Here is a 23,083-nt window from a genome sequence, read left to right as displayed (position 1 = left end):
GGCGGAATGATGCGGCGACTGGTGATTATCGGCAACGGTATGGCGGCAACCCGGCTGGCTGAGAAGCTGGCGGCGCGCGCGCAGGGGCGTTTCATCATCACGCTAATCGGCGATGAACCACAGCCGGCCTACAACCGCATTCAGCTCTCGCCGGTACTCGGCGGGGAAAAAACGGCGGCGCAAATCCAACTGCTGCCGACGGAGTGGTACGCACAGCATGGTGTCCGCGTGCGGCTTGGCGAAGCGGTCAGCGAAGTGGATGTCGCGGGGCGGAGGCTGCGCGTCGGCGGCGACTGGCTGGGATGGGATGAACTGGTGTTCGCCACCGGATCGCAGCCATTTATCCCGTCGCTGCCGGGCATTGAGCGCCCGCAGGTATTCGCCTTTCGCACCCAGGCGGATGTCGAAGGCATCCTGGCAATCCCCGGCCCGGCGGTGGTAATCGGCGGTGGCGTACTGGGCGTGGAGGTCGCGGCGGCGCTGCGCCGTCACGGTGGGGAAGTGACGCTACTCCATCGCGGTAGCGGTTTGATGGAGCCGCTTACCGATGCTTTTGCCGCGGAACAGTTAAAACAACAGCTTGAGGCACGCGGCATCCACTGCGAGCTGGAGAGCCGAATTGCCGCTATTGACGAGCAGCATGTGCGGCTGGAGGACGGGCGCGCTTTTGCCGCCAGCCGGGTGGTGTTAGCCACCGGTGTACGGCCGGATATCCGTCTGGCGGCGCGCAGCGGCGTAGCCTGCCAGCGGGGGATTATCGTCGACCGCCGGATGGCGACCTCGCTGCCGGGGATCAGCGCTATCGGCGAGTGTTGTGAGATTGACGGCCAAACCTGGGGGCTGGTGGCTCCCTGCTTGCGCCAGGCCGATGTGTTAGTTGAACGCCTGTGCGGGGCTCCCGGCGAAGAATTCAGCTGGCAGGACGGCGGCACCCGGCTGAAGGTCTCCGGTATCGAGTTTTTTAGCGCCGGCGAACAGCGGGCCGGCGAGCAGGACCAGATCTACAGCAGTTGGGACCCCATCGATCGCCACTACCGTCGCCTGTTGGTCCGCGATGGCCGGCTGCACGGCGTGCTGCTGCTGGGCGACTGTCAGCATGCGGCGCCGCTTACCGCGCTGCTCGGCAGCGATAAGTCTCCTTCGGCGGAGTGGCTTTTTGACCCTTCTATAACGCAGCCGCGAGCTGCAGGAAAAATGACGATGACTAAACCTGTATTAGTGCTGGTCGGACACGGCATGGTCGGCCACCATTTTCTTGAGCAATGCGTGAGCCGGAACCTGCACCAGCAGTACCGTATCGTGGTTTTTGGCGAAGAGCGCTATGCCGCCTATGACCGGGTTCATCTCTCGGAATATTTCGCCGGGCGCAGCGCAGAGTCGCTATCGCTGGTAGAGGGAGACTTTTTTAGCCAGTACGGGATTGAGCTGCGGCTAGGAGAGACGATCGCGGAAATCGATCGTCCGGCGCGAATCGTGCGCGATGCCCGCGGCCATGAAACCCATTGGGATAAGCTGGTGCTGGCGACCGGCTCCTATCCCTTTGTGCCGCCAATCCCCGGTAACGATGAAGAAGGCTGCTTCGTCTATCGTACGCTTGACGATCTTGACCGCATTGCCGACCGCGCCGCCACTGCGCAGAGCGGGGTGGTCATCGGAGGCGGGCTGTTGGGGCTGGAAGCCGCCAACGCGTTAAAACAGTTGGGGCTTAAGACCCATGTGGTGGAGTTCGCCGCCAACCTGATGGCGGTGCAGTTGGATAACGGCGGCGCGGCGATGCTGCGGGAGAAAATTCTCGATCTGGAGGTTGGCGTGCATACCAGCAAAGCGACGACCTCGATAGTGCGCACCGCCGACGGGCTGCAGCTTAACTTTGCCGATGGCGGCACGCTGCAGACCGATATGGTGGTCTTTTCCGCCGGGATCCGCCCGCAGGATGCGCTGGCGCGCGGCGCAGGCCTGGCAATCGGCGAACGCGGCGGTATCGGTATCGATGACCACTGCCGGACCTCGGACGCAGATATATTGGCGATTGGCGAATGCGCGCTGTGGAACAACAAAATTTATGGCCTGGTGGCGCCGGGCTACCACATGGCGCGCACCGCAGCGGCGCAGTTGGCTGGCGAAGCGGCCCGTTTTAGCGGCGCCGATATGAGCACCAAACTCAAACTGCTCGGCGTGGATGTGGCGTCGTTTGGCGATGCTCACGGACGTACAGCTGGTTGCCAGAGCTATCAATGGACCGATGGTCCGCAGCAGATCTACAAAAAGATCGTTGTCAGCGCTGATGGCAAAATGCTGCTGGGCGGCGTATTGGTGGGCGATGCCGGTGACTACGCGACGCTGTTGCAGATGATGCTGAACGGCATGGCGCTACCGTCTCGTCCGGAAAGTCTGATCCTCCCGGCCATGGATGGGGCCACGACGAAAGCGCTGGGGGTGTCGGCGCTGCCGGATAGCGCGCAGATTTGCTCTTGCCATAACGTCAGTAAGGGAGACATTTGCCAGGCGGTCAGCGCCGGAGCGGGCGATATGGCGGCAATCAAAAGCTGTACTAAAGCAGCGACCGGCTGCGGCGGCTGTAGCGCGCTGGTCAAACAGGTGATGGAACACCAGCTTGCCGGGCAGGGCGTCGAGGTTAAAAAAGATATCTGCGAGCATTTTCCGTGGTCGCGGCAGGAGATCTATCATCTGGTACGAGTTAACCACATCCATACCTTCGATCAGCTCATTAGCCGTTACGGGCAGGGCCACGGCTGTGAAGTGTGTAAACCGTTGGTGGCGTCGGTACTGGCCTCCTGCTGGAATGAGTATCTGCTGAAACCGGCGCATCTGCCGCTGCAGGACACCAACGATCGCTACTTCGCCAATATTCAGAAAGACGGCACTTACTCGGTGGTGCCGCGGATGGCCGCAGGCGAAGTGACACCGGATGGGCTTATCGCTATCGGCCATATCGCCAAACGTTACCAACTGTACAGTAAAGTGACAGGAGGGCAGCGTATCGACCTGTTTGGCGCGCGGTTGGAGCAACTGCCGGACATCTGGCGTGAACTGGCGGCGGCGGGATTTGAAACCGGACACGCCTACGGCAAATCATTACGCACGGTAAAATCCTGCGTCGGCTCGACCTGGTGCCGCTATGGGGTTCAGGATTCAACGGGGCTGGCGGTAAGGCTTGAACATCGTTACAAGGGGCTGCGCGCGCCGCACAAAATCAAAATGGCGGTCTCGGGCTGTACCCGCGAATGTGCCGAAGCGCAAGGTAAAGACATCGGGGTTATTGCGACTGAAAAGGGCTGGAATCTTTACGTCTGCGGCAACGGCGGGATGAAACCGCGCCATGCGGACCTCTTTGCGAGTGACCTTGATGACGCCACCCTAATTCGTACTGTCGATCGGTTGTTGATGTTTTATATTCGCACCGCCGACCGCCTGCAGCGCACCAGTAGCTGGATGGATAACCTTGAAGGCGGCGTGGCGTATCTACGCGAGGTGATCTTGCACGATAGTCTCGGTATCGGCGATGAGCTGGAGCAGGAGATGGCGCGGGTGGTGGATAGCTACCAGTGTGAATGGCAGACCACCCTGAACGACCCACAGAGGCTGGCGCTATTCCGTTCCTACGTTAACAGCGATGAGGCCGATGAGGCGGTGCAGCGGCAAATCCTGCGCGGTCAGCCGCAGCTGGTGGCGCCTCAAGGGCTTGGGCAACCGGCCCTGCCGTCGCGGCCGTGGCAGGCGATCTGCGACCTGGACGCGATTCCGCCGCAGGCGGGGATCGGCGCGCGCCTCGGCGAACGGCAGATTGCGCTGTTCCGCTTCGGCGAGCAAGTTTATGCGCTGGATAACCAGGAACCCGGCAGCGAGGCCAACGTGTTATCGCGCGGCATTTTAGGCGACGCGGGCGGCGAGCCGATCGTCATTTCGCCACTCTATAAACAGCGGATTCGCTTGCGAGACGGTCGCTTGTACGACAGCGGCGAGCCGTCGGTGCGCGCGTGGCCGGTGAAGATCGAACAGGGCAAAGTGTGGGTCGGCAACCAGGTATTACTGCTGCGCGCGGAGGCTAGCTGATGAGCGAAACCCGAACCACCTGTCCATACTGCGGCGTCGGTTGCGGAGTTAGCGCCCGCGTTGAACCAGGCGGAACCGTCACGGTTCGCGGCGATGAAAACCACCCCGCTAACTTTGGCCGCTTGTGCGTAAAAGGGGCTGCGCTTGGGGAAACGACCTCGCTTACCGGGCGGTTATTACACCCTGAAGTCGATGGCCGGGCGGTCGGCTGGCCGCAGGCGCTGGCGGAGGCGGGTTCACGTCTGCGCGACATTATTGAGCGCTACGGCCCGCAGGCGGTCGCGTTTTACGCTTCCGGTCAGCTGTTAACTGAGGATTATTACGCCGCCAACAAGTTGATGAAGGGCTTTATCGGCGCCGCCAATATTGATACGAATTCGCGGTTATGTATGTCATCGGCGGTCACCGGCTATAAACGGGCGCTCGGCGCGGACGTCGTGCCGTGCAGCTATGAAGATGTCGAGCAAAGCGATCTGGTGGTGCTGGTGGGCTCCAACGCCGCCTGGGCGCATCCGGTTCTCTATCAGCGGTTGGCGCAGGCGAAACGCGATAATCCGCGGTTGCGGATCGTGGTGGTGGATCCGCGACGCACCGCGACCTGCGATATTGCCGACGATCATCTGGCCTTGGCGCCCGGTAGCGATGGCGGGCTATTTGTCGGCCTGCTTAATGCCATTGCCGCCAGCGGTGAAATGGCGGCGGGTTTTCGCGACCAGCGGCAGGCGCTGACTATCGCCGCGGAATGGAGCGTGGAAAAAGCGGCCGCATTCTGCGGCCTGGCGCCGGAGCAGGTGGCCCGCTTTTATCGTGATTTTATCGCTGCACCGCGCGCCATCACGCTGTACACCATGGGAATTAATCAGTCCGCCAGCGGCAGCGATAAGTGCAACGCGATTATCAATGTCCATCTTGCCAGCGGGAAATTTGCCCGCCGCGGCTGCGGGCCGTTTTCGCTGACCGGTCAACCAAACGCCATGGGCGGGCGTGAAGTGGGGGGACTGGCGACGATGCTGGCGGCGCATATGAATTTTGAGCCGCAGGACCTGCAGCGATTAGCGCGTTTTTGGGGCAGCGAGCGACTGGCGCAGACGCCGGGACTAACCGCCGTCGAACTATTCGCCGCGATTGGACGCGGTGAGGTCAAAGCGGTGTGGATTATGGGGACCAATCCGGTGGTCTCACTGCCCGATAGCCACGCGGTGAGTCAGGCGCTGTCCAGGTGTCCGCTGGTGATGGTCTCCGATGTCGCCGCCAATACTGATACGGGTCGCTTTGCCCATATCCGCTTTCCGGCGCTGGCATGGGGCGAAAAAAACGGTACCGTGACCAACTCGGAGCGGCGAATTTCGCGTCAACGGGCTTTTTTGCCGCCGCCGGGGGAGGCGAAAGCCGACTGGTGGATCATTTCCCGTCTCGCCGCCGAATTAGGTTATGCCCGGGCTTTTTCATGGCAACATCCGCATGAGGTGTTTTGTGAACACGCGGCGCTCTCAGGATTTGAAAATGACGGTCAGCGGGCGTTTGATATCGGGGGGCTGGCGGACCTCAGCCGGGAGTCGTGGGATGCCCTGGCGCCGGTGCGCTGGCCGGTGAGCCGCAGCGCCGCGCCCTGGCGGTTAACGGAGGGCTGGCACGTCGACGGCAGGTTGCGGATGGTGCCGGTGTCGCCGCAGCCGACCCGGGCGCAGACCGAGGCATTTTATCCATTGATCCTCAATAGCGGACGTATTCGCGATCAGTGGCATACCATGACCCGCACCGGCGACATACCGCGGTTGATGCAGCATATTGCCGAACCGGTCGTCGAGGTGGCACCTGCCGACGCTCGTCGTTTTGAATTACGAGAGGGAGAACTGGCTCGCGTCTGGTCGCGCCACGGCGTGATGATTGCGAAGGTGATAGTCAGCGAAGGGCAGCGCGGCGGTTCACTCTTTGTGCCGATGCACTGGAATAATCAGTTTGCCCGCCAGGGGCGGGTCAATAACTTACTGGCGGCGGTCACCGATCCGCATTCGGGGCAGCCGGAGAGCAAGCAGTCGGCGGTAGCGATAGCGCCGTGGCGGCCGGCGTGGCAAGGGGAGCTATTATCTCGCGAGCCCTTGCCGTTGCCTTCCTCGCTGCACTGGCGGCGGCGGGCGGCGGTAGAGCTCAGCCATTTGTCGCTAGCCGCGGACACCGGCCCGCAAAGCTGGCTGACCGAGTGGTGTCGCAAGCAGGGATGGCAGTTGCAAATTGCCGAGGGCGGTGGGCTGTGGAACCTACTGGCCTGGCACGACGGACAATTGATGCTCGGCTGCTGGAGCGATATTAAGCCGCCGCAAATCGATGCTGAATGGCTGTATACGGCGTTCCGGACGCAGCCGCAGACCGCCGGGCTACGCCATGCGCTGCTCAGCGGCCGTAAGGGCGGCGACAGCATGCCGCGTGGGCAGACTATTTGCAGTTGCTTTAGTATCGGTGAGCGGCAGATCGGCGAGGCTATTGCCGGCGGTTGCGTCAGCGTAGAGGCGCTTGGCGCGAAGCTCAAGTGCGGCACCAACTGTGGTTCCTGTATTCCGGAACTCAAAGCGCTGCTGGCGGCAAATCAAACCCGAACGCTGGTTTGATGATAGGGGAAAACAAACGCCAACCGGTTTCAGTTTATTCCTGGAATGGCCCACAGGGCTGCGGGGAAGGGCAAAAAACGATAAACTAACGTGATGTTGTTATTCCCCGTGAGCTTACGTTAATCCGTTTGATGCCTTTGCCGTACCGCTTAACCCCATCACTGACGCTTCTCCTGCTGCTGACAGGCACTCCCGCTTGGGCGCTGATTGCCAACGATAACAGTATGCCGCCGCAAACTACGCTGCCCGATTTAGGAATAGCGCCGCAGGTTGACGACGATGCCAAACATTTCGCCGAGATGGCAAAAAAATTCGGCGAAGCCAGCATGAGCGATAACGGACTGACCACCGGCGAGCAGGCGCGGATGTTCGCCATCAGCAAAATCGGCAATGAGTTCAGCCATCAGCTGGAAAACTGGCTGTCGCCGTGGGGTAATGCCAATATCGACCTGTTGGTGGATAAAGAGGGTAACTTCACCGGCAGCAAGGGTAGCTGGTTTGTGCCGCTGCAGGACAATGAGCGTTACCTCACCTGGAATCAATATTCGGTTACCCGGCGCGAGAACGATCTGGTGGGCAATATTGGGCTCGGTCAGCGCTGGCGTGTCGGTAGCTGGCTGTTGGGTTATAACTCGTTTTACGACAAAGTGCTCAGCGAGAGCCTGGCGCGCGGCAGCATCGGCGCGGAAGCCTGGGGCGAGTACTTGCGCTTATCGGCCAACTATTACCACCCACTCGGCGATTGGCAGTTGCGGGAAAATCAGACTCAGGAGCAGCGGATGGCCGTTGGCTATGACGTGACTGCCCAGGCGCGATTGCCGTTTTATCAGCACATTAATACCAGCGTCAGCGTTGAACAGTACTTCGGCGATAGCGTCGATCTGTTTCATTCCGGTACCGGATACCACAATCCGGTAGCGGTTTCGGTGGGACTGAATTACACCCCGGTACCGTTGGTGACGGTCACCGCAAAACACAAACAGGGTGAAAATGGCGTCAGCCAGAATAATGTCGGCCTGAAGCTGAATTATCGTTTTGGGGTACCGCTGAAACAGCAACTGGCGGCGGATGAAGTGGCTATCAGCAACTCGCTACGCGGCAGCCGATACGATAGCCCGGAACGCGATAATCTGCCGGTAGTGGAGTATCGCCAGCGTAAGAATCTGACGGTCTATCTGGCGACGCCGCCGTGGGATCTGCACTCCGGCGAAACGGTACAGCTGAAGCTGCAAATTAATAGCCTGCACGGTATTAAATCGCTGCACTGGCAGGGGGATACTCAGGCGCTAAGCCTGACGCCGCCGGTTAATGCCAACAGTGCGGATGGCTGGAGCATCATTATGCCGGTATGGAACAGCGAGCCGGGCGCGGTGAATCGCTGGCGTCTGTCGGTGGTGGTTGAAGACAAATCGGGTCAGCGCGTCTCGTCCAATGAGATCGCACTGGCGCTGACCGAGCCGCTGGTGACGTTTACGGCTCCCGACGTTTCCTGGACGGAATCGCCTTAGAAGATCCGTTCCTGGTGAACCCAGACGGCGGCTTCAACGCGTGATTTCAGCTTCATTTTCTTCAGCATATGCTTCACATGCACTTTAACCGTGCTTTCGGTGATATCCAGGCGGCGGGCGATCATTTTGTTCGGCAGGCCCTGGGCAATCAGCTTCAGGATATCGCGCTCGCGCGGGGTCAACTGGCTGATGTCGCGGTCGGACGTGGCGCGATTAGCGCGCAGGCTGGCGGCCAGTACCGGGGTTAACGCTTCGCTTAATACCATTTCGCCCGCCGCGGCCTGCTGCAGCGCTTTCAGCAAATCTTCCGGTTCCATATCTTTCAGCAGGTAGCCGTCGGCGCCGCGTTTCAGGGCGGTCACCACGTCCTCTTCATGATTGGAGACGCTGAATACGACCACGCGGCCGGAGAGCGATTTTTCCCGCAGCTTGTCAAGGGTTTCGAGGCCGTTCATCCCCGGCATATTAAGGTCCAGCAGAATAAGATCCGGATCCAGCGATTCCGCCAGTTCAATACCTTGTTCGCCATTGCTGGCTTCGCCGATAACCTGAATGTCCGGCGCCATGCTAATCAGTTGCTTAACGCCAGTGCGCAGCATGGGATGATCATCAATGAGAAGGATGGTTGCCCGTTCCTGTTGACTCATAGGGGTCTCCTTATTGGATTGAGAAGGCTTTTTCCGGGATAAATGTCACCACGACTTCGGTACCGCCGGTCTCCCGGCGGCGGACCTGACAGTCGCCGCGCAAGCTTTGCGCGCGATCCCGCATAATAATTAAACCGTAATGGTTACTTCGCTCCGCGTTTTCCGGTACGCCGCGGCCGTTATCGGCAACGACTAAACGTACCTGATTATCGCGTTGTGACACGGTCACGGTGACTTCCGTCGCGTTGGCGTGCTTCAACGCATTGCTTAACGCCTCGCGGGCGATCTGCAACAGGTGAATCGCCTGATGCGACGGGACAAATCGCGGCGGCAACTGGTAATCGAGTTGCACCGTGAAACCAAAATGGGCGCTGTACTCCTGACAGCTGGCCTCCAGCGCCGGACGCAGTCCTGCTTCGGTAAGCTGCAGACGGAAGGTGGTTAATAACTCCCTCAACTGCGCCCACGAAGTATTCAGTTCGTTGCGTATTTGCCCCAGCAGCAGGCGGCTTTCATCCGGCAGGCTGTCGCCCTGCATCTGCAGACAGCTGACCTGCATCTTCATGCACGAAAGCGACTGGGCGATGGAGTCATGCAGCTCGCGGGCAATGGTGGCGCGCTCTTCCATCACAATAAGCTGCTGCTGCTTCTCCTGATGGCGGTCCAGCGCGAGCGTGCTGGTCAGCTGTTCCACCAGCGTATCCACCAGTTGCTGTTGATCGTGGCTCAGATGGCGGCCAACCGGCAGCGTGGCCAGCAGGATGCCATACTGGTTATGCGCGTCCGATAGCCGCCATTTCAGCGTCGTACCGCCATCCGGCAGCGGGGGAAGATCGCGCGGACACAGATAACAGCCTTTATCATCGCATTCGATATCGGAGTGGCAGGCAAATTCCTGATGATTGTCTTCATCCTCGAGATCATATACCCGCACTTCAATATCACGCAGCAGCGTCAGCCCCTGCAGGCCATTCAACACCGGTGAAATGCGCTCGCACAGCGGGGCGCTGGAGTGTAGCCGACGGTTGGCCTGCCATAAAAAGGCCAGAATCTCGTTTTTCTGCTCGAGGCCGGCGGTCTTTTCCTGTACTCGCCGTTCAAGCACGGCGTAGCTTTCCGCCAGCTCTTCCGACATATTATTCAACGCCATACCGAGCGTCGCCATTTCGTTACGCCCGCTAATGTGCGCGCGCTGGGTAAAATCGCGCTGGCTGACCGCCCGCGCCATACCCAGTAACTGTTTCCATGGCCGTAGCAGACGCGCACGCAGCCAGATGATGGTAAAGATCAGCAGCACCGCCATGCCGATGGCGAGAATGCGATGGATCCAGACCACGCGCTCGATACGCTGTTCTGTCGTGTGGTCGAAAGCGGTAACCAACCGGTCAATACGGTCGACAAAATCGGCGACATCTTGCGCCACGTCGCTTTGCCTGACCGCCTGTTTCATGCCCGGTCCCAGCGACAACTGCCAATATTGCTGCAGCGCTTTCAGCTGTACTTCCTGGCCGTCACGACGCGCGGAGTATTGCAACTCCGGGCTAAATACGGTTGCAGTCATATCGTTAAACAACTTTTGATCGTTGTCCGTCAGCGGAATAGCCGCCAGCAGGCGATAGCTCTGCATACGCAGCGAGCCGGCCTTGTTAATGGCGTGGGCGCTGCCCTGCACCCCATGCACCAGGCGGGCGGATATCGCCATGCCGGCCACGCCGATGATGGTGGCGAGCAGTACGATTAACGCAAGCTGATTAACCAACGTCAGCGGCGTAAAAAGACGTTTTAACATGGAATGGGTGGCTCCTGATGGGTCATCTCTCCGGGAGTGGCGCTTATTCTCGGCTATCCCCTGGAGTATACCCATACCCCTAAGGTATTACTCCTTAATTGTCGGTGGTAGGCGCCGTGGTGGGAGGGATAACCAGAAACCCGGCAGTCGCGTGAAAAACCACACTTTTTCTCTCACAATTATCTACTCACTTCGGAGCATGATTTATTTTTGTACAAAATGGCCCGCGCTTTTCCTTTGATTTATATCAACTTACAGCCTTGAGCAACCCCTAAGGTAGCATCAGGAAATATGAATAATCAGAGGTATCTATGAGTCACTCTTCAATCCCGGAGAAGGCTAACAGCTCAGTCATCACCGACTGGCGTCCTGAAGATCCTGAGTTTTGGCAACAGCGCGGCCATCGTGTGGCGAGCCGTAATTTGTGGATCTCCGTTCCCTGCCTTTTACTGGCGTTCTGCGTCTGGATGTTGTTCAGCGCCGTCGCCGTGAACCTTAATAAAGTTGGCTTTCAGTTTACTACCGATCAGCTGTTTATGCTGACCGCCCTCCCGGCGCTTTCCGGCGCATTATTACGCGTACCTTATGCCTTTATGGTTCCGCTGTTCGGCGGCCGCCGCTGGACGGCGTTCAGTACCGGTATCATGATTATTCCGTGCGTATGGCTGGGCTTCGCGGTACAGGATACCTCCACGCCGTTTAGCGTGTTCGTGATTATCTCTCTGCTGTGCGGCTTTGCCGGCGCTAACTTTGCATCCAGCATGGCGAACATCAGCTTCTTCTTCCCGAAAGAGAAACAGGGCGGGGCGCTAGGGGTTAACGGCGGTCTGGGTAACATGGGCGTTAGCGTAATGCAGCTGGTTGCGCCGCTGGTGGTCTCGCTCTCTATCTTTGCCGTGTTCGGCGGTAGCGGTAGCGAGCAGCCGGATGGCTCGATGCTGTATCTGGAAAACGCCGCGTGGATCTGGGTGCCTTTCCTGATTATCTTTACCCTGGCCGCGTGGTTCTTTATGAACGACCTGTCGGCCTCAAAAGCGTCGCTGAGCGAACAGTTACCGGTACTTAAACGCCTGCATCTGTGGATCATGGCGCTGCTGTATCTCGCAACCTTCGGCTCTTTCATCGGTTTCTCCGCCGGGTTTGCGATGCTGTCAAAAACCCAGTTCCCGGACGTGCAGATCCTGCACTATGCCTTCTTCGGTCCGTTTATTGGCGCGCTGGCGCGCTCAATGGGCGGCGCGATTTCCGACCGACTCGGCGGGACCCGCGTGACGCTGGTCAACTTCGTGGTGATGGCTATTTTCTGCGCGTTACTGTTCCTGACTCTGCCGACCAATGGTCAGGGCGGCAACTTCATCGCCTTCTTCGCGGTATTTATGGTGCTGTTCCTGACCGCGGGATTGGGCAGCGCCTCCACCTTCCAGATGATTTCCGTTATCTTCCGTAAGCTTACGATGGATCGCGTCAAAGCGCAGGGCGGCAGTGAAGCGCAGGCGATGCGTGAAGCGGCGACGGATACCGCCGCGGCGCTGGGCTTTATTTCGGCGATTGGCGCGATCGGTGGTTTCTTTATTCCGAAAGCGTTCGGTATTTCGCTGGATCTGACCGGATCGCCGGCCGGAGCAATGAAAGTCTTCCTCGTGTTCTATATTGCCTGCGTGGTGATCACCTGGGCGGTATACGGCCGTAAACAGAAATAAGTCTTTTCTTAACGGTAAGTGACAGGGCGCGCCACAGGGTGCGCCTTTTTTATGAGTGGCTATTAGTTACAACATACTTTTGATCTGTGCAAGGTGGTTAAATTCAGGGAGATAACATCTGGTAAGCCATCTACCACTTAATACCTAAGCGTGGCATAAATCCCGGTTAACATTCTGTCATATTTAAAATAATCCTTATAAAACAAAGTGATAATCAATGAATATTGTTACTACTTTGGTGGTAATTGTAGTTTGAGGGCGGATTTATAAGGTATTTCGCATTGATCGTCATCAATTCTCCTCCTTCGGCATGGCGCTATTTTCGCTGCAAATCCAGCAATGTCGATTTATCAGAGAGCCGTCAGGCTCCATATCAGGAGAAACCCGATGAGTAAATTTCTGGACCGGTTTCGCTACTTCAAACAGAAGGGTGAAACCTTTGCCGATGGGCACGGCCAGCTTCTTAAAACCAACCGGGATTGGGAGGATGGATACCGCCAGCGTTGGCAGCATGACAAAATCGTGCGTTCCACTCACGGTGTGAACTGCACCGGCTCATGCAGCTGGAAAATTTATGTCAAAAATGGTCTGGTCACCTGGGAAACCCAGCAGACCGATTACCCGCGCACCCGCCCCGATCTGCCGAACCATGAGCCACGCGGCTGTCCGCGCGGCGCCAGCTACTCCTGGTATCTGTACAGCGCTAACCGCCTGAAATATCCGCTGATGCGTAAACGTCTGATGAAAATGTGGCGTGAAGCGAAAGTTCAGCATAGCGATCCGGTTGAGGCATGGGCTTCTATTATTGAAGATGCCGATAAAGCGAAAAGCTTTAAACAGGCCCGCGGCCGCGGCGGTTTTGTTCGTTCTTCATGGAAAGAAGTGAACGAACTGATTGCCGCTTCAAACGTTTATACCGTCAAAACTTATGGTCCAGACCGCGTGGCAGGGTTCTCGCCAATCCCGGCGATGTCGATGGTTTCCTACGCGTCCGGCGCCCGTTACCTGTCGCTGATTGGCGGTACCTGCCTGAGCTTCTACGACTGGTATTGTGACCTGCCGCCGGCCTCGCCGATGACCTGGGGCGAACAGACCGACGTGCCGGAATCCGCTGACTGGTATAACTCCAGCTATATCATCGCCTGGGGCTCCAACGTCCCGCAGACCCGTACCCCGGACGCGCACTTCTTTACCGAAGTTCGCTATAAAGGGACTAAAACCGTGGCAATTACTCCGGACTATGCCGAAATCGCCAAGCTGTGCGATCTGTGGCTGGCGCCGAAGCAGGGTACCGATGCCGCGATGGCGCTGGCGATGGGCCACGTTATGCTGCGTGAGTTCCACCTCGATAAACCGAGCCAGTACTTCACCGATTACGTACGCCGCTACACCGACATGCCGATGCTGGTTATGCTCGAAGAGCGCGATGGCTACTATGCCGCTGGCCGTATGCTGCGCGCTGCCGACCTGGTTGACTCCCTGGGCCAGGAGCAGAATCCGGAATGGAAAACCGTCGCCTTTGACGAGAAGGGCGAAATGACCGTACCTAACGGTTCTCTGGGCTTCCGCTGGGGCGACAAAGGCAAGTGGAACCTCGAGCAGCGCGATGGTAAAACCGGCGAAGAGATTGAACTGCGTCTGAGCCTGCTTGGCAGCCACGACGATATCGCCAACGTCGGCTTCCCATACTTTGGCGGTGAAGGTTCCGAGCATTTCAACAAAGTCGACCTCGAAAACATTCTGTTGCACAAACTGCCGGTGAAACGCCTGCAGATGGCCGACGGCTCCACCGCGCTGGTGACCACCGTTTATGACCTGACCATGGCTAACTATGGCCTGGAACGTGGGCTGAACGATGAAAACTGCGCGACCAGCTACGATGACGTCAAAGCGTACACCCCGGCCTGGGCTGAAAAAATTACCGGCGTACCCCGCGCGCACATCATCCGTACCGCCCGCGAATTTGCCGATAACGCCGATAAGACCCACGGCCGTTCGATGATTATCGTCGGCGCGGGCCTGAACCACTGGTTCCATCTGGACATGAACTACCGCGGACTGATCAACATGCTGATCTTCTGCGGCTGCGTTGGCCAGAGCGGCGGCGGCTGGGCGCACTACGTTGGTCAGGAAAAACTGCGTCCGCAGACCGGCTGGCAGCCGCTGGCGTTCGCCCTTGACTGGCAGCGTCCGGCACGCCACATGAACAGTACATCGTACTTCTATAACCACTCCAGCCAGTGGCGCTATGAAACGGTCACCGCGCAGGAACTGCTGTCGCCGATGGCGGATAAATCCCGCTACAGCGGACATCTGATCGACTTCAACGTGCGCGCTGAGCGTATGGGCTGGCTGCCGTCGGCGCCACAGCTGGGCGTGAACCCGCTGCGTATCGCTGACGAAGCGAAGAAAGTCGGCATGACGCCGGTCGATTACACCGTGAAATCGCTGAAAGAGGGGTCTATCCGCTTTGCGGCCGAACAGCCGGAGAACGGTAAAAACCATCCGCGTAACCTGTTTATCTGGCGTTCCAACCTGCTGGGTTCCTCCGGTAAAGGTCATGAATACATGCTCAAGTACCTGCTGGGTACCGAGAATGGCATTCAGGGCAAAGACCTTGGCAAGCAGGGCGGCGTGAAGCCGGAAGAAGTCGAGTGGCGGGATAACGGCCTCGACGGCAAACTGGATCTGGTCGTCACGCTCGACTTCCGTCTGTCGAGCACCTGTCTCTATTCCGACATCGTACTGCCGACCGCAACCTGGTACGAAAAAGACGACATGAATACCTCGGATATGCATCCGTTTATTCACCCGCTGTCGGCCGCCGTTGACCCGGCCTGGGAATCGAAGAGCGACTGGGATATCTATAAAGGTATCGCTAAGAAATTCTCTGAAGTGTGCGTGGGCCACCTCGGAAAAGAAACCGACGTCGTGACGCTGCCGATTCAGCACGATTCCGCCGCGGAAATGGCGCAGCCGTTTGACGTTAAAGACTGGAAAAAAGGCGAATGTGACCTGATTCCAGGGAAAACCGCGCCGCATATTATTCCGGTCGAGCGCGATTATCCGGCGACCTACGAGCGCTTCACCTCTATCGGCCCGCTGCTGGAAACCATCGGCAACGGCGGTAAAGGGATCGCCTGGAATACCCAGAGCGAGATGGATCTGCTGCGTAAGCTCAACTACACCAAGGCGGAAGGCCCGGCGAAAGGCCAGCCGAAGCTGGAGACCGCTATCGACGCCGCCGAGATGATCCTCACTCTGGCGCCGGAAACCAACGGTCAGGTGGCCGTGAAGGCGTGGAAAGCGCTGAGCGAATTTACCGGCCGTGAGCATGCGCACCTGGCGTTGAATAAAGAAGACGAGAAGATCCGCTTCCGCGATATTCAGGCGCAGCCGCGTAAGATCATCTCCAGCCCGACCTGGTCTGGCCTGGAAGACGAACATGTCTCCTATAACGCTGGCTATACCAACGTTCACGAGCTCATCCCCTGGCGTACGCTGTCCGGCCGTCAGTCGCTGTATCAGGATCACCAGTGGATGCGCGACTTTGGCGAAAGCCTGCTGGTCTATCGTCCGCCGATCGACACCCGTTCGGTGAAAGCGGTGATGGGCGAGAAGTCCAACGGCAATCCGGAGAAGGCCTTGAACTTCCTGACGCCGCACCAGAAGTGGGGGATTCACTCCACTTACAGCGATAACCTGCTGATGCTGACCCTGTCGCGCGGCGGGCCGATCGTCTGGATGAGCGAAGCGGATGCGAAAGATCTCGGTATCGAAGATAACGACTGGATCGAAGTATTTAACGCCAACGGCGCCCTCACGGCGCGTGCGGTAGTGAGCCAGCGCGTACCGGCCGGAATGACCATGATGTATCACGCGCAGGAACGTATCGTGAACCTGCCAGGCTCTGAAGTTACCGGTCAGCGCGGCGGGATCCACAACTCGGTCACCCGTATTACGCCAAAACCGACCCATATGATCGGCGGCTACGGCCACCTGGCATACGGCTTTAACTACTATGGCACCGTCGGTTCCAACCGCGATGAGTTTGTTGTGGTACGTAAGATGAAGAACATTAACTGGTTAGACGGCGAAGGTAATGACCAGGTACAGGAGAGCGTAAAATGAAAATTCGTTCACAAGTCGGCATGGTGCTGAATCTCGATAAATGCATCGGCTGCCACACCTGCTCCGTAACCTGCAAAAATGTCTGGACCAGTCGTGAAGGGATGGAGTACGCCTGGTTCAACAACGTAGAAAGTAAGCCAGGCGTCGGTTTCCCCAACGACTGGGAAAACCAGGAAAAATGGAAAGGCGGCTGGATCCGCAAAATCAACGGTAAGCTGCAGCCGCGCATGGGCAACCGCGCGATGCTGCTGGGTAAAATCTTCGCCAACCCGCATCTGCCGGGGATCGATGATTACTACGAGCCGTTTGATTATGACTACCAGAATCTGCATAACGCGCCGGAAAGTAAACATCAGCCGATCGCCCGTCCGCGCTCGCTGATTACCGGCCAGCGGATGGACAAAATTACCAGCGGCCCGAACTGGGAAGAGATCCTCGGCGGCGAGTTTGAAAAACGCGCCAAAGACCAGAACTTCGAAAACATGCAGAAGGCGATGTACGGCCAGTTCGAAAACACCTTCATGATGTATCTGCCGCGCTTGTGCGAGCACTGCCTGAACCCGGCGTGCGTCGCGACCTGCCCGAGCGGTGCCATCTATAAGCGTGAAGAGGACGGTATCGTCCTGATCGACCAGGATAAGTGCCGCGGCTGGCGGATGTGTATCACCGGCTGCCCGTACAAGAAGATCTACTTCAACTGGAAGAGCGGGAAATCCGAGAAATGCATCTTCTGCTACCCGCGTATTGAGTCCGGGATGCCGACGGTGTGTTCCGAAACCTGTGTGGGCCGTATCCGCTACCTTGGCGTACTGCTGTATGACGCGGACGCAATTGAAAACGCCGCCAGCACCGAGAACGAGAAAGATCTGTATCAGCGCCAGCTGGACGTCTTCCTCGATCCAAACGATCCAAAAGTGATTGAGCAGGCGCTAAAAGATGGCGTACCGCAGGGCGTAATTGAAGCCGCGCAGCAGTCTCCGGTATACAAAATGGCGATGGACTGGAAGCTGGCGCTGCCGCTGCACCCGGAATATCGTACCCTGCCAATGGTCTGGTACGTGCCGCCTCTGTCGCCGATTCAGTCCGCCGCCGATGCGGGCGAACTGGGTAGTAACGGGATCCTGCCTGACGTAGAAAGCCTGCGAATTCCGGTCCAGTATCTGGCGAATCTGCTAACCGCGGGCGATACCCAGCCGGTACTGCTGGCGCTGAAACGTATGCTGGCGATGCGCCACTTCAAACGAGCGGAAACCGTCGACGGCGTCGTCGATACCCGCGCGCTGGAAGAGGTGGGGCTGAGCGAAGCGCAGGCGCAGGAAATGTATCGCTATCTGGCCATCGCCAACTACGAAGATCGTTTCGTGGTACCGAGCAGCCATCGCGAACAGGCCCGCGATGCCTTCCCGGAGAAGAGCGGTTGCGGCTTTACCTTCGGCGATGGTTGTCACGGTTCTGACAGCGAATTCAACCTGTTCAACAGCCGTCGCATCGACGCCATTGACGTTACCAGCAAAACGGAGCCGCACTCATGATTGAACTCGTGATTGTGTCGCGTCTGCTCGAATACCCTGACGCTGCCTTGTGGCAGCATCAGCAGGAGATGTTCGAGGCTCTCGCGTCATCGGAAAAACTCGCCAAAGAAGATGCCCATGCGCTGGGCGTTTTCCTGCGCGATTTGGTGGCTCAGGATCCGCTGGACGCCCAGTCGGCGTACAGCGAGCTGTTCGACCGCGGCCGCGCCACCTCGCTGCTGCTATTTGAACATGTTCACGGCGAATCCCGCGATCGCGGGCAGGCGATGGTCGACCTGATGGCGCAGTACGAGCGCCATGGTCTACTGCTTGATAGCCATGAGCTGCCGGATCACCTACCGCTGTATCTGGAGTATCTGGCGCAGTTGCCGGAAGAGGAAGCGCTTGGCGGCCTGCGGGACGTTGCGCCGATCCTCGGCCTGCTCAGCGCGCGTCTGCAACAGCGCGAAAGCCGCTATGCGGTGCTGTTCGAGCTGCTGTTGAAGCTGGCCAATACTCAGGTCGATAGCCAGAAAGTGGCGGAGAAGATCGCCGACGAGGCCCGCGACGATACGCCGCAGGCGCTGGATGCCGTCTGGGAAGAAGAGCAGGTCAAATTCTTTGCCGACCAGGGCTGCGGCGAGTCGGAGATTTCCGCTCACCAGCGTCGTTTTGCCGGAGCCGTGGCCCCGCAATATTTGAATATCTCTAACGGAGGACAGCACTAATGCACTTCCTGAATATGTTCTTCTTTGACATTTATCCGTACATTGCGGGTTCGGTGTTCCTTATTGGCAGCTGGCTGCGCTACGACTACGGTCAGTACACCTGGCGCGCCGCCTCCAGTCAGATGCTGGATCGTAAAGGGATGAACCTGGCGTCAAACCTGTTCCATATCGGGATCCTGGGTATTTTCGCCGGCCATTTCCTCGGCATGCTGACTCCGCACTGGATGTATGAATCCTTCCTGCCGATCGACGTGAAGCAGAAAATGGCGATGTTCGCCGGCGGCGCGTGCGGCGTGATGACGTTGGTGGGCGGTTTACTGCTGCTTAAGCGCCGTCTGCTGAGCCCACGCGTTCGCGCTACCACCACGACAGCGGATATTCTGATCCTCTCGTTACTGATGGTGCAATGCGCGCTGGGACTGCTGACCATTCCATTCTCCGCCCAGCATATGGACGGTAGCGAAATGATGAAACTGGTCGGCTGGGCGCAGTCGGTGGTGACCTTCCACGGCGGCGCTTCGCAGCATCTTGATGGCGTGGCGTTTGTCTTCCGCGTGCACCTGGTGCTGGGGATGACGCTGTTCCTGTTGTTCCCGTTCTCACGTCTGGTTCATATCTGGAGCGCGCCGGTCGAATACCTGACGCGCAAATACCAGATTGTACGCGCACGTCGCTAGTTCATCCGCGACGGCTGACTCACCCCGCCATGGCGGGGTTTTTTTTCGCCCCAACCAAGGTTGTTGCCCGCAGCGGCAAGCAAAATCAGCACCCCTCCTGCCAACTGCAGCGGCGCCAGCGCATGATGGAAAACCAGATAGTCCACCAGAATAGCCACCAGCGGATAGATAAACGACAGCGAACCGGTGACCGGCGTCGGTAGCTTTTGAATCGCACTATATAAAAGCTGGTACATAATCCCGGTATGGACAACGCCGAGGATCAGCAGATAGCGCCAGGGGAAGTGGCTGTTAAACTCAGGAGCATGAACCAGCGGCAAAAGCATTACCGTGCCGACGATAACCTGAATAAAAGCGATATGCTGCGCCGGGAGCGGCTGCAGTTTGCGGGCAATAATAGCGGTCAGGGCATAAAAAAATGCCGCGCCTAATGCCAGGATAATACCGGTGACGAGATTATCGCTGTGGGCGGGAGTCAGCTCGCTCGACAGCAGAATCACCACGCCGGTAAAGGCCAGGAGTAACCATGCCCATTTTACCGCGCTTACCTTTTCACCCAGCATCATGCTCAGTAATACCAGCATAAAAGGCTGGGTATTGTAGACCACGGTGGCCATCCCAATAGAAACGCGTGAGTAGGCGGCAAAAAGCAGCAGCCAGTTAATGACCAGCGCGACGCCGCCAAGGATTGCCAGCGCCAGGGTGAGACGCGTCAGGCGGCTGAAGGGCTGTCGGCTTAACAAAATAAACAGCAATAATGTGACTGCGCCGATAAGACAGCGCCAGAAAACCACGTCGATTACCGGCAACCCTGAGAGCAGCACGAACGCGCCAATCGAGCCGGAAATTATCATCGCCAGACTCATTTGCCAGACTCCACGAGAAAGCTGCATATTTCACCTCCAGAAGTTTTCCATTATTGTCGTGAAAAGCCTGACAGCTTGATATATCTGAATTAAGGTAAAAACAGATAAATACCTTTATTAATTAGGTGAAATAAATGGAATACATTATTGATGAAATAGACCGGGCGATTCTGGCCTGCCTGACGCAAGATGCCAGAGTTTCGCTTAAGGTATTGAGTGCGCAGGTGGGATTGACCTCCCCGAGTACCGCCGAGCGGGTAAAACGCCTTGAGGAAAAAGGAGTGATTCAGGGTTATAGCGCACGGGTTAATCTGGCGGCATTGGGATATAGCCTGCAGGCATTAGTACGGGTGAGGCCGCTACCGGGATTGCTGCAAAAAGTGGATAAATATATTCAGGCTATACCGGAGTGTATTGAAAGCGACAAGGTCACCGGAGAGGATTGTTTTGTTATGCGTCTCGTGGTGCGTGATATTGCGCAGCTGGATACGATATTGGATGGTCTGGCAGAATATGCGCAATGCAATACGTCGGTGGTGAAAAGCTCGCCGGTAAAAAGGCGCTTGCCCCCGCTGTGAGTTTTCCCGGAGGCGGTGCTGCGCACCTGTCCGGGCTACCAGACGGCACCACCTGTAGCCTCGCTAAGCGAAGCGCGAGCGAGGAGATAGCAGAACCGGTGGCTGAAGGGAGATGGTGGTGGGGGAAGGATTACTCGGCGCTAAAGCGCCTCGCCCTTCGGGCCGTTGCCTGCGGCAACGTGCTCTCGCTGACGTTCGAGTCGAACCTTAGTCGAAGCTTCCCATCCTTCCCCATTGGGCAGAATATAGAATATCGCAGGTAAATTAAGCTGGGCATAACATGGAGAGATGGTGGTGGGGGAAGGATTCGAACCTTCGAAGTCGATGACGGCAGATTTACAGTCTGCTCCCTTTGGCCGCTCGGGAACCCCACCAGGGGTAAAATCAAATTGTAGGCTATTCAGCAAAATGAATGGTGGTGGGGGAAGGATAACTCGTCGCTATCGCTCCTCGTCCTTCGGGCCGTTGCCTATGGCAACGTTCTCTCGCTGGCGCTCGAGTCGAACCTTAGTCTAAGGTTCTTACCCTTCCCGCTAAGTGCAAACATCGTTTACGCTTGTCGGGGAAACCATATCACTGTAGTGAATAATGGTGGTGGGGGAAGGATTCGAACCTTCGAAGTCGATGACGGCAGATTTACAGTCTGCTCCCTTTGGCCGCTCGGGAACCCCACCACGGGGTAATGCTTTGTACTGGCCTGCTCCCTTCTCGGGAAGCGGGGCGCATCATACCAAATGACGCGCCCCTGTAAAGCATTCCTTTGACAAAATTAAACTGGTTGCCTGATTTTTACGCGTAACGCCGTAAAGCTAACCAATTCATTTCGCTGTCGATTAAAGAATAATCGTCCGGTTACCGTAAACAAAGACGCGCTGCGCCAGCACTTGATAAAGCGCTCGGCTTAAGACGTTTTTTTCAACGTCGCGCCCCGCGCGCATCATATCTTCGGCGGTATAGGTATGATCGACGTGAATCACGTCCTGCATGATGATTGGGCCTTCATCCAGATTATCATTCACGTAGTGGGCGGTGGCGCCGATGATCTTCACTCCGCGCTCATAGGCCTGATGATAAGGACGCGCACCGATAAACGCCGGCAGGAACGAGTGGTGAATATTAATGATTTTGTTCGGGAAACGAGCGACAAACGCCGGAGTAAGTACGCGCATGTACTTTGCCAGTACCACGTAGTCCGGATCGTGGGCGGCTATCGCATCGCCCATTCGCTGGTCGTGCTCTTCACGGCTCAGTCCTTCATGGCTCACCAGCTCAAAAGGAATACCGAAACGTTCCACCAGCGTGCGCAGCGTTTCATGGTTGCCGATTACCGCGGCGATGTCGACATCCAGCCCACCGTAGTTGGCTTTCATCAGTAGATCGCCGAGACAGTGCGCTTCTTTGGTGACCAGAATCACCACCCGGCGACGGCCGGCCGGGTTGAGTTCGCGAATTGAACCTTCCGGCAGCGCGCTATCGAGGTCGGCCAGCAGTGTGGCGTCGTTAAAAATACCTTCGAGCTCGGTACGCATGAAGAAGCGACCGGTACGGTGGTCGACAAACTCATTGTTCTGCACGATGTTTAACTCGTGTTTGTAGCAGATATTCGTGATACGCGCGATGAGGCCTTTCTGATCAGGGCAAATGGTGCGTAGTACTTTACGTTGTAATGAATGCATCGCGGGGGAAATCCTGTTGTGTTTGCAATTGCTGATGCCGGGCCTTACTGGCCGCAGCATTTTTTAAATTTTTTACCTGAACCGCAAGGGCAGGGGTCATTACGACCAATTAATGGCCGGGTGCCGTCAATATAGTACCACTGTCCGTTTTCTTTTAAGAATCTGGAACGTTCAATAATCGCGCCGGGGCGGTTATCTTCAGTAAAACGTGCGATAAAACTGACGAAGCCTTCGTCGGGATTACGTCCGTTATCGGTGGCGAAAACGGTTAAGCCGAGCCATTGCGTATTGGCAAAGCCTTTTTCAATATCGGTGCGAAAACGTGACGCTTCACAGGTCGGATGCCAGGTTTTGATTAAATAATCGACATCTTTCATCACGAATGCGCTATAGCGGGAACGCATCAGCTGTGACGGGCTCGGCGCTAGCTGACCGCCGTCCAGATATCGCTGGCAACATGAGCTATACTCGAGAGCGCTGCCACAGGGGCATAATTGCGACAAAATCGCCTCCATGGAAAAGAATGACGGCGCCTGAGCGCCAACCTGCATTATGTTAACTGAGCGATGGCGCTGATGTCATGCTCGGAGTG

At 57.4% G+C, this 23,083-nt stretch carries 14 protein-coding genes, 2 tRNA genes and 2 other RNA genes; 9 read left to right on the top strand and 9 right to left on the bottom strand.

What is annotated here, in order from left to right; genetic code table 11:
- Positions 1-6: 6 nt before the first annotated feature.
- The 3 genes from nirB to PGR23_RS15980 all read left to right on the top strand — a co-directional run bounded on the left by nirB (position 7) and on the right by PGR23_RS15980 (position 8,188).
- Positions 7-4,074 carry a nitrite reductase large subunit NirB gene (nirB, locus tag PGR23_RS15990; protein ID WP_165430640.1) on the top strand — a complete coding sequence of 1,356 codons (4,068 nt, stop codon included), beginning with the start codon at positions 7-9 and terminating at the stop codon, positions 4,072-4,074.
- Positions 4,074-6,680, top strand: a complete 2,607-nt coding sequence (locus PGR23_RS15985) for a nitrate reductase (RefSeq protein ID WP_047046746.1) — start codon at positions 4,074-4,076, stop codon at positions 6,678-6,680. The genes nirB and PGR23_RS15985 overlap by 1 nt, the downstream gene beginning before the upstream one ends.
- A gap of 131 nt (positions 6,681-6,811) precedes the next feature.
- Positions 6,812-8,188, top strand: coding sequence for a YchO/YchP family invasin (locus PGR23_RS15980; protein WP_046883774.1), 1,377 nt, complete (start codon positions 6,812-6,814; stop codon positions 8,186-8,188).
- On the opposite strand, the gene narL is transcribed toward PGR23_RS15980, so the two are convergent.
- Both narL and narX read right to left on the bottom strand, forming a co-directional pair.
- Positions 8,185-8,835 (bottom strand): two-component system response regulator NarL, encoded by a 651-nt coding sequence (gene narL / locus PGR23_RS15975; protein ID WP_045375156.1) that lies wholly within the window; start codon positions 8,833-8,835, stop codon positions 8,185-8,187. The genes PGR23_RS15980 and narL overlap by 4 nt on opposite strands.
- Positions 8,836-8,845: 10 nt before the next feature.
- Positions 8,846-10,624, bottom strand: a complete 1,779-nt coding sequence (gene narX, locus PGR23_RS15970) for a nitrate/nitrite two-component system sensor histidine kinase NarX (RefSeq protein ID WP_045393808.1) — start codon at positions 10,622-10,624, stop codon at positions 8,846-8,848.
- A gap of 311 nt (positions 10,625-10,935) precedes the next feature.
- On the opposite strand from narX, the gene PGR23_RS15965 reads away from it, so the two are divergent.
- The 5 genes from PGR23_RS15965 (at position 10,936) to narI (ending at position 19,371) form a co-directional block, all read left to right on the top strand.
- Positions 10,936-12,324, top strand: coding sequence for a NarK family nitrate/nitrite MFS transporter (locus PGR23_RS15965; protein ID WP_045393811.1), 1,389 nt, complete (start codon positions 10,936-10,938; stop codon positions 12,322-12,324).
- Positions 12,325-12,711: 387 nt separating this feature from the next.
- Positions 12,712-16,455: a nitrate reductase subunit alpha gene (locus tag PGR23_RS15960; RefSeq protein ID WP_396279747.1), complete on the top strand. Its 3,744-nt coding sequence runs from the start codon at positions 12,712-12,714 to the stop codon at positions 16,453-16,455.
- Positions 16,452-17,987, top strand: coding sequence for a nitrate reductase subunit beta (gene narH, locus PGR23_RS15955; RefSeq protein ID WP_045393813.1), 1,536 nt, complete (start codon positions 16,452-16,454; stop codon positions 17,985-17,987). Before PGR23_RS15960 ends, narH begins: the two co-directional genes overlap by 4 nt.
- Positions 17,984-18,694: a nitrate reductase molybdenum cofactor assembly chaperone gene (narJ, locus tag PGR23_RS15950; protein WP_045393815.1), complete on the top strand. Its 711-nt coding sequence runs from the start codon at positions 17,984-17,986 to the stop codon at positions 18,692-18,694. Before narH ends, narJ begins: the two co-directional genes overlap by 4 nt.
- Complete coding sequence (narI, locus tag PGR23_RS15945) at positions 18,694-19,371, top strand: respiratory nitrate reductase subunit gamma (RefSeq protein WP_015367083.1); 678 nt, start codon at positions 18,694-18,696, stop codon at positions 19,369-19,371. The genes narJ and narI overlap by 1 nt, the downstream gene beginning before the upstream one ends.
- On the opposite strand, the gene PGR23_RS15940 is transcribed toward narI, so the two are convergent.
- A complete protein-coding gene (locus tag PGR23_RS15940) occupies positions 19,368-20,264 on the bottom strand; it encodes a DMT family transporter (RefSeq protein WP_047046738.1) in 897 nt (298 codons plus the stop codon). The two genes, narI and PGR23_RS15940, sit on opposite strands and share 4 nt — an antisense overlap.
- 107 nt (positions 20,265-20,371) lie before the next feature.
- Between PGR23_RS15940 and PGR23_RS15935 the strand changes: the two genes are divergently transcribed.
- Positions 20,372-20,815 carry an Lrp/AsnC family transcriptional regulator gene (locus tag PGR23_RS15935; protein ID WP_045393819.1) on the top strand — a complete coding sequence of 148 codons (444 nt, stop codon included), beginning with the start codon at positions 20,372-20,374 and terminating at the stop codon, positions 20,813-20,815.
- Positions 20,816-20,928: 113 nt separating this feature from the next.
- On the opposite strand, the gene PGR23_RS15930 is transcribed toward PGR23_RS15935, so the two are convergent.
- The 6 genes from PGR23_RS15930 to PGR23_RS15905 form a co-directional block, all read right to left on the bottom strand.
- Positions 20,929-21,061: non-coding RNA, RtT sRNA (locus tag PGR23_RS15930), on the bottom strand.
- Positions 21,062-21,104: 43 nt separating this feature from the next.
- A tRNA-Tyr gene (locus PGR23_RS15925) sits at positions 21,105-21,189 on the bottom strand.
- A 39-nt stretch (positions 21,190-21,228) separates the two neighbouring features.
- Positions 21,229-21,361, bottom strand: a non-coding RNA gene (locus PGR23_RS15920) — RtT sRNA.
- A gap of 43 nt (positions 21,362-21,404) precedes the next feature.
- A tRNA-Tyr gene (locus tag PGR23_RS15915) sits at positions 21,405-21,489 on the bottom strand.
- A 159-nt stretch (positions 21,490-21,648) separates the two neighbouring features.
- A complete protein-coding gene (gene purU / locus PGR23_RS15910; RefSeq protein WP_045397565.1) occupies positions 21,649-22,491 on the bottom strand; it encodes a formyltetrahydrofolate deformylase in 843 nt (280 codons plus the stop codon).
- A 44-nt stretch (positions 22,492-22,535) separates the two neighbouring features.
- On the bottom strand, positions 22,536-22,994 hold the full coding sequence (locus PGR23_RS15905; RefSeq protein ID WP_045397568.1) for a YchJ family protein: 459 nt from the start codon (positions 22,992-22,994) through the stop codon (positions 22,536-22,538).
- Positions 22,995-23,083 lie beyond the last annotated feature (89 nt).

This window comes from Klebsiella sp. 141162, assembly GCF_050600755.1.
Classification (GTDB): domain Bacteria; phylum Pseudomonadota; class Gammaproteobacteria; order Enterobacterales; family Enterobacteriaceae; genus Klebsiella; species Klebsiella aerogenes.
Note: the sequence above shows the minus strand (reverse complement) of the source record. Positions and strands in the feature narration are given on the sequence as shown.